This window comes from Streptomyces sp. ISL-87, from assembly GCF_018614095.1.
Taxonomy (GTDB): Bacteria; Actinomycetota; Actinomycetes; order Streptomycetales; family Streptomycetaceae; genus Streptomyces.
This window is the reverse complement of record NZ_JAGGOY010000088.1, coordinates 54437-62462: the sequence shown is the minus strand read 5'-3', so window position 1 is coordinate 62462 and position 8026 is coordinate 54437. Positions and strand designations below refer to the sequence as shown.

At 70.0% G+C, this 8026-nt stretch carries 6 protein-coding genes; 3 read left to right on the top strand and 3 right to left on the bottom strand.

Going from position 1 to position 8026, the window contains the following annotated elements; all coding sequences use genetic code 11:
* The first annotated feature begins 16 nt into the window (after positions 1-16).
* A complete protein-coding gene (locus tag J7I97_RS29750; RefSeq protein ID WP_214940931.1) occupies positions 17-3127 on the top strand; it encodes an efflux RND transporter permease subunit in 3111 nt (1036 codons plus the stop codon).
* Between the two features lie 80 nt (positions 3128-3207).
* Here the strand turns inward: J7I97_RS29750 and nadA are convergent, their stop codons facing one another.
* Positions 3208-4395: a quinolinate synthase NadA gene (gene nadA, locus J7I97_RS29745; protein ID WP_214940915.1), complete on the bottom strand. Its 1188-nt coding sequence runs from the start codon at positions 4393-4395 to the stop codon at positions 3208-3210.
* Between the two features lie 336 nt (positions 4396-4731).
* On the opposite strand from nadA, the gene erpA reads away from it, so the two are divergent.
* On the top strand, positions 4732-5088 hold the full coding sequence (gene erpA, locus J7I97_RS29740; RefSeq protein WP_214940913.1) for an iron-sulfur cluster insertion protein ErpA: 357 nt from the start codon (positions 4732-4734) through the stop codon (positions 5086-5088).
* Between the two features lie 72 nt (positions 5089-5160).
* Here the strand turns inward: erpA and J7I97_RS29735 are convergent, their stop codons facing one another.
* Positions 5161-6600, bottom strand: coding sequence for a hypothetical protein (locus J7I97_RS29735; protein ID WP_214940911.1), 1440 nt, complete (start codon positions 6598-6600; stop codon positions 5161-5163).
* Positions 6601-6687: 87 nt separating this feature from the next.
* Positions 6688-6903 (bottom strand): hypothetical protein, encoded by a 216-nt coding sequence (locus J7I97_RS29730; protein WP_214940910.1) that lies wholly within the window; start codon positions 6901-6903, stop codon positions 6688-6690.
* Between the two features lie 132 nt (positions 6904-7035).
* Between J7I97_RS29730 and J7I97_RS29725 the strand changes: the two genes are divergently transcribed.
* On the top strand, positions 7036-8013 hold the full coding sequence (locus J7I97_RS29725) for a carbohydrate kinase family protein (protein WP_214940907.1): 978 nt from the start codon (positions 7036-7038) through the stop codon (positions 8011-8013).
* Positions 8014-8026: the final 13 nt, after the last annotated feature.

Genomic DNA, 8026 nt, shown 5'->3' with positions numbered 1-8026 from the left:
TAGGGCCGGGTCAAGTTTGACCCTTGCCCAACGGGCGCTGATCGGCCTCGTGTCGATCGTCGCGCTCCTCTTCGGCGCCATAGCCATCCCCCAGCTCAAGCAGCAGCTGCTGCCTACCATCGAACTGCCGATGGTGTCCGTGCTCGCGCCGTACCAGGGCGCCTCGCCCGACGTGGTGGAGAAGCAGGTCATCGAGCCGATCGAGGCCACCCTCAAGGGCGTCGACGGCATCACCGGCATCACCTCCACCGCCAGTGAGGGCAACGCCCTCATCATGGCCACCTTCGACTACGGCGACAGCGGCACCAAGCAGCTCGTCGCCGACGTCCAGCAGGCCGTCAACCGGTCCCGTGTCCGGCTGCCCGCCGACGTGGACCCGCAGGTGGTGGCCGGTTCCACCGACGACATGCCGACCGTGATCCTCGCGGTCACCTCCGACAAGGACCAGCAGGCGCTCGCCGACCAGCTGGAGAGCTCCGTCGTCCCCGTCCTCCAGGACATCGACGGCGTCGGCCAGGTCAGTGTCGACGGCGTCCAGGACCTCCAGGTCACCGTCACCCCCGACAACGCCAAGCTCGCGGCGGCCGGCCTCGACGGCGCCTCCCTCGCCCAGGGCCTCCAGGCGGGCGGCGCGACCGTACCCGCCGGCTCCTTCGACGAGGACGGCAAGAACCGGACAGTCCGCGTCGGCGGCGGCTACACCTCCCTGGCCCAGCTGGAGGACCTCCGCCTGAGCCCCGGCCCCGGAAAGCCGGCCGTCCGCCTCGGCGATGTGGCCACCGTGAAGCAGGAGGCCGCCAAGGCCGTCTCCATCACCCGTACCAACGGCAAGCCCAGCCTCGCCCTCGTCCTCACCATGGACAAGGACGGCAGCGCCGTCGCCATCTCCGACGCCGTCCGGGACAAGCTCCCCGAGCTGCGCTCCACCCTCGGCGCGGGCGCCGAGCTGGCCGTGGTCAGCGACCAGGGCCCGGCCGTCGCCAAGTCCATCTCCAGCCTCACCACCGAGGGCCTGCTCGGCCTGCTCTTCGCGGTGATCGTGATCCTGGTCTTCCTGGCCTCGCTGCGCTCGACGCTGGTCACCGCGGTGTCCATTCCGCTGTCCATCGTCCTCGCGCTGATCGTGCTGTGGACCCGCGACCTGTCGCTCAACATGCTGACCCTGGGCGCGCTCACCATCGCCATCGGCCGTGTCGTCGACGACTCGATCGTGGTTCTGGAGAACATCAAGCGCCACCTCGGCTACGGCGAGGAGCGCGAGGCCGCGATCATCGCCGCGGTCAAGGAGGTCGCCGGCGCGGTCACCTCCTCCACGCTCACCACCGTCGCCGTCTTCCTGCCGATCGGCCTCACCGGCGGCATGATCGGCGAGCTCTTCGGTTCCTTCTCGCTCACCGTGACCGCGGCCCTGCTGGCCTCGCTGCTCGTCTCGCTGACGGTCGTTCCGGTGCTGTCCTACTGGTTCCTGCGCGCGCCCAAGGGCGTGGCGGCCGGGGACGCCGAGAGCGCGGCGAAGGTCAGGCGCGACGCCGAGGAGAAGGAGGCGCGCAGCCGGCTCCAGCGGTTCTACGTACGGGTCCTGGGCTTCGCCACCCGGCGCCGCCTGACCAGTGTGGTCATCGCCGTCGTCGTGCTCTTCGGCACCTTCGGGATGACCCCGCTGCTGAAGACCAACTTCTTCGACCAGGGCGAGCAGGATGTCCTGACGGTCAAGCAGGAGCTGGCCCCCGGCACCTCGCTGGCCGCCGCGGACGAGGCGAGCCACAAGGTCGAGAAGGCGCTGGCCTCGGTCCGCGGCGTCAAGGACTACCAGGTCACGGTCGGCTCCTCCGGCTTCCTGGCGGCCTTCGGCGGCGGTACGGGGTCCAACCAGGCCTCGTACCAGGTGACCCTCGTCGACTCGGGCGAGACGGAGAGCGTCAAGAAGCAGATCCAGGACAAGCTCGCCGCGCTCGACGGCATCGGTGACACCAAGATCATGGCGGGCGGCGGCTTCGGCAGCCAGAACCTCAGCGTGGTCGTCAAGGCCGGTGACGGCGAGATCCTCGCCAAGGCCGCCGAGCAGGTCCGCGCGGAGGTGGCGAAGCTCAAGGACGTCACCGACGTGCAGAGCGACCTGTCCCAGTCCGTGCCCCGGATCTCGGTGACCGCCACCCCCAAGGCCGCCGAGGCGGGCCTGAACCAGGCCGCGATCGGCGCGATCGTCGCCCAGGCCGTACGGGGCAACCCGGCGGGCAAGGCCGTACTGGACGACACCGAGCGGGACATCGTCATCAAGTCCGCCCAGCCGGCCACCACCCTGGCCCAGCTCCAGGCGCTCCCGGTCGGCCCGGTCAAGCTCGGTGACATCGCCGAGGTGAAGGTGGTCCCCGGCCCTGTCGCGATGACCCGGATCGACGGCGCCCGCGCCGCCACGATCACCGCGAAGCCGCTCGGCGAGAACACGGGCGCGGTCAGCGCCACGCTCCAGGCGAAGATCAAGGCGCTGGACCTGCCCGAAGGGGCCACGGCCTCCATCGGCGGTGTCTCCGAGGACCAGGACGAGGCCTTCGCGTCGCTGTTCCTGGCCATGTTCGCGGCCATCGCTATCGTGTTCATGCTGCTGGTCGCGACCTTCCGGTCGCTGGTCCAGCCGCTGATCCTGCTGATCTCGATCCCCTTCGCGGCCACCGGAGCGCTCGGCCTGCTCATCGTCACCGGCACCCCGATGGGCGTTCCCGCGATGATCGGCATGCTGATGCTCATCGGCATCGTGGTGACCAACGCGATCGTCCTGATCGACCTGGTCAACCAGTACCGCGCCCAGGGCCTGGGCGTCGTCGAAGCGGTCATCGAGGGCGGCCGGCACCGGCTCCGCCCGATCCTGATGACGGCCCTGGCGACGATCTTCGCGCTGCTCCCGATGGCGCTGGGCGTCACCGGCGAGGGCGGCTTCATCTCGCAGCCGCTCGCGGTGGTGGTGATCGGCGGCCTGGTCAGCTCGACACTGCTGACGCTGCTCCTGGTGCCGACCCTCTACACGATGGTCGAGCTCCGCAAGGAGCGCCGCCAGGCGAAGAAGCGGACCCGCCTCGCGGTGGTCCCGGCCCCGGCCTCCTCGCAGGACGAGGCTCCTGCGAACGCCTGATCCGCACTCCGTACAAGCCCGAAGGGCCGCCCCTCGACACGAGGGGCGGCCCTTCGGCACGTTCGTACAAGCGACCGGTGTTACCGGAGCGCGAGCATCCGCTCCAGCGCGAGCTTCGCGAAGCTCTCCGTCTCCTTGTCGACCTGGATCTGGTTGACGAGGTTGCCCTCGGCCAGGGACTCCAGGGTCCACACCAGGTGCGGCAGGTCGATGCGGTTCATCGTCGAGCAGAAGCAGACCGTCTTGTCGAGGAAGACGACCTCCTTGTCCTCCGCGGCGAATCGATTCGCCAGGCGGCGGACCAGGTTCAGCTCGGTGCCGATGGCCCACTTGGAGCCGGCCGGGGCCGCCTCCAGCGCCTTGATGATGTACTCCGTCGAGCCGACGTGGTCCGCGGCCGCCACGACCTCGTGCTTGCACTCGGGGTGGACCAGGACGTTCACGCCGGGGATGCGGGCGCGCACGTCGTTGACCGAGTCGACCGAGAACCGGCCGTGTACGGAGCAGTGCCCGCGCCACAGGATCATCTTGGCGTCACGCAGCTGCTCGACGGTCAGGCCGCCGTTCGGCTTGTGCGGGTTGTAGAGCACGCAGTCGTCCAGGGACATGCCCATGTCGCGCACCGCGGTGTTGCGGCCCAGGTGCTGGTCCGGGAGGAAGAGCACCTTCTCGCCCTGCTCGAACGCCCACTCCAGCGCCTTCTTCGCGTTGGACGACGTACAGATCGTGCCGCCGTGCTTGCCGGTGAAGGCCTTGATGTCGGCCGAGGAGTTCATGTACGAGACGGGCACGGTGCTGCCCGCGATCCCGGCCTCGGTCAGTACATCCCAGCACTCGGCGACCTGCTCGGCGGTGGCCATGTCGGCCATCGAGCAGCCGGCGGCCAGGTCGGGAAGGACCACCTTCTGGTCGTCCGAGGTCAGGATGTCCGCGGACTCGGCCATGAAGTGAACGCCGCAGAAGACGATGTACTCGGCCTCCGGCTTGGCGGCCGCGTCCTTGGCGAGCTTGAAGGAGTCGCCGGTCACATCCGCGAACTCGATGACCTCGTCACGCTGGTAGTGGTGCCCGAGGATGAAGACCTTGTCCCCGAGCTTCTCCTTGGCCGCCCGGGCGCGCGCCACCAGGTTCGGGTCCGACGGCGAGGGCAGGTCGCCGGGGCATTCCACCCCGCGCTCGCTCTTGGGGTCGGCTTCGCGGCCGAGCAGCAGCAGGGCAAGGGGCGTCGGCTGGACGTCCAAGGGCTGGGCGGTGGTCACGACACGCACCCTTTCTGTTCTGCGACTAGGGACTTCTGGGACTTCTAAGACTTCTAGGACTTCTCAAGCCGGAACTTCGACTTCTCGTCTATTTGACACTATCTATCATAACCGCTTCACGTCACTTTGACGATGGCCATAGTGTCGATGTGACGAATTCGGGCGTTCCGGAAGCCGACCGTCCATCGGGCACACCCCTTTGCGTCGGTGTGCGAGCATGAATGTCTGAAACAAGGCGCGGGACCCGGGGAATGAATCCGCGGTCGCGCTGGTTGCCACCGACGGCAAGAGTCCGACGTTTCCCTGCCTCAGGCGGGGAGCCGCCCACTTCGGGAGTGAATGCAGATGTCCGTACAGGACGACAAGACCACTGTGAGCGACGGCATCCTCCTGTCCGACGCCGCCGCCGACAAGGTCAGGACCCTGCTGGAGCAGGAAGGCCGCGATGACCTGGCGCTCCGCGTCGCCGTCCAGCCCGGTGGCTGCTCCGGCCTGCGATACCAGCTCTTCTTCGACGAGCGCTCCCTCGACGGCGATGTCGTCAAGGACTTCGACGGCGTCAAGGTCGTCACGGACCGCATGAGCTCCCCGTACCTGCACGGTGCCTCGATCGACTTCGTCGACACCATCGAGAAGCAGGGCTTCACGATCGACAACCCGAACGCCACCGGCTCCTGCGCCTGCGGCGACTCGTTCAGCTAAACCTGTCCGACGGACAGTACGAGAGGGCCCGGCCACCGTCTGGTGGCCGGGCCCTCTCGCGTCGACCGCCGGTTACTGCCGGGGGAGCGGCTTGCCCGAGGTCGCGTCGATGACCTTCCGGTCGCCGAGCGGCTGCTGGAGCGTCACCGTGAGCGACATCTCCTGCGCGATCATGATGCAGGCCCGGCCCGGCTCGTTCGGGGTGTCGGTGATCCTCACCGTGACCGACCCGGCCTCCTCCCGCGCCTCAAGGGCGTAGGTGCTGCACACCCCGCCCCAGAAGTTCACGGTCAGCTTCCGGTCGGCCTCCTTGTACGAGAATCCGGGCACGGTACGTCCCTTCCCGGGCGCCGGGGTGCTCTGCTCGGCCGCCGCCGGCTGGACCACGGTGCGGCCGGCCCCGCCGTCCTTGCCGGCCACCTCGAACAGCCAGGCCGGGACCAGACCCCGCGAACCGTTCACCGTCCCCGGGACCAGCCCGAGCGCGGCTCCCTTCACGGTCTCCGTCCGCGGGGGTTTCATCGGACGCGGCTCCGGGTTGCACGGCACCGTGTCCGTGGCCCCCACCGGGGTGTCCGGCTCCAGCGGGACCGAGGTGGCGCAGCCGCTGGGACCGGGGCCGGTGCCGTCCGAGCCGGACGACGCCGCGTTCAGCCGGGCCAGCGCCTCCACGGCACCGACCACCGGCTGCTCGGCGGCGCGCACGGGAGCCGCCAGCTCGCCGCTGCCCGCCACCACCTCGGAGCCCGCGCCCACGCTGATCCTGGTGGACCAGCCCTGGGTCGGCAGCCCGCCGACCACCGGATCCGCGGTCACGACCCGGACCGAGCCCTGGACGAGCCGGGCGTCCAGCCCGGCCCCGCTCTGGCCGGCGGCGGCGAGCACGGGGGCCGCCGCCGTCTTCGCGGCTTCCTCGGACACCGGCTTGCCCTTGCCGGTCACGTCCTGCGGGAGTGTCGCCGGGCCGCAGGTGTCCTTGCCGCGCACGCAGTCGTCCCCGGCCTGGCCGCCCGCCTGGTAGCGGGTGAAGTTCCAGGTGCCGGGGGCCTGGCGGTTCACTGTCAGCCGCGGCCCCGAGCCGTCGGAGGACTCCCCGGCCTGCCACATGTCCCCGGACAGCCGCGGCTCGCCCTTGATGCCGAGGGCCGCCGCGAGCCGGGCCACCTCGTCCGAGGTCACCTCGCCGGACGCGGTGAAGGCGGGCGCGGTTCCCGGGCCCTCCGGGAGCTTCACCTCGGCCTTGTAGACCACCCCGTCGCCGGACGGGTCCGGCTCTCCCGGGGCGATGCCGGGCCCGGAGGGACTCCCCGCGTCGCGCGGTGCGGAGGCCGCGCTGTCACCCGTACGGCTGCCGCCCGAGCCGTCGCCGTAGGCCGTCGACGCCCAGTACGCCGTACCGCCGCCCGCGAGCAGGACGGCAGCGGCGATCGAGCCGATGGCCCAGGCCGGCCGCCGTCGTGGTCCGCGTGATGTGTCGGGCTGTTCGGACTGTTCGGGCTGTTCGCTGGTCACCGCATCGCTCCTTCGCCTGTCCCGCTGGTTGTTTCGTGCGTGATGCGGGTGTGACGGAACAGACGGTGAACCGGTTCCCCGATTGCGCTAGTCGCCGTACTCGGCGGTGGAGGCGATCAGCCGCGCCGAGGCCGGCGGGACGCTGATCCCGTGGATCTGCGAAGGCGCCACCCGGTCCGGCCGGGGCCCCGCCGGGACCGCCCAGTGCGGGGCCATCCGGGCGCAGTCGCCCAGCAGTCGTGACAAGCCGGGCCGCGTCTCGGCGGCGTACTCGGCGTACCCGAAGCCATCGGTGTAGGTCATGGAGGCACCGTAGGCACCGGTTGGCGGACGAAGAAAGAGCTACTACGGGGTAGTTTCATACGGTCGGCCACCCGGCTGTGACCGGGTAGTTTTGACTGTCCCCTTGCCGTCCTCCGCAGGAGCATCCACGCCGTGCGCATCGCAGTCACCGGCTCCATCGCCACCGACCACCTCATGACCTTCCCCGGCCGTTTCGCCGACCAGCTGGTCGCGGACCAGCTGCACACGGTCTCCCTCTCCTTCCTCGTCGACAACCTCGACGTCCGGCGTGGCGGGGTCGGCCCGAACATCTGCTTCGGTATGGGGCAGCTCGGCACCCACCCGATCCTGGTCGGCGCGGCCGGCTACGACTTCGACGAATACCGCGCCTGGCTGGACCGGCACGGCGTCGACACCGAGTCCGTCCGGATCTCCGAGGTGCTGCACACCGCGCGCTTCGTGTGCACCACGGACGCCGACCACAACCAGATCGGCTCCTTCTACACGGGCGCGATGAGCGAGGCCCGGCTGATCGAGCTGAAGGCCGTCGCCGACCGGGTGGGCGGCCTGGACCTCGTCCTCATCGGCGCCGACGACCCCGAGGCGATGCTGCGCCACACGGAGGAGTGCCGGGCCCGGGGGATCCCCTTCGCGGCGGACTTCTCGCAGCAGATCGCCCGGATGGACGGCGAGAACATCCGCACCCTGATGGAGGGTGCGACGTACCTCTTCTCGAACGAGTACGAGAAGGGCCTCATCGAGTCGAAGTCCGGCTGGACGGACGAGGAGATCCTCGCCAAGGTCGGCACGCGGGTGACGACGCTGGGGTCGAACGGTGTCCGGATCGAGCGGGCCGGCGAGGAGCCGATCGTGGTCGGCTGCCCGGAGGAGACCGCGAAGGTCGACCCGACGGGTGTCGGCGACGCGTTCCGCGCCGGGTTCCTGACCGGGCTGGGCTGGGGGGTCGGCCTGGAGCGGGCGGCGCAGGCGGGCTGCATGCTGGCGACGCTGGTCATCGAGACGCTGGGCACCCAGGAGTACACCCTGGCGCGGGCGCACTTCATGGAGCGCTTCACGAAGGCGTACGGCGAGGAGGCGGCCTCGGAGGTCCGGACCCACCTGTCCGCCTAGTGCCGTGGCCGGA

Excerpts from the sequence above, each read along its gene's own strand:
- J7I97_RS29730 (WP_214940910.1), bottom strand. The coding sequence starts at position 6,903 with ATGACCTACACCGATGGCTTCGGGTACGCCGAGTACGCCGCCGAGACG.
- erpA (WP_214940913.1), top strand. The coding sequence starts at position 4,732 with ATGTCCGTACAGGACGACAAGACCACTGTGAGCGACGGCATCCTCCTG.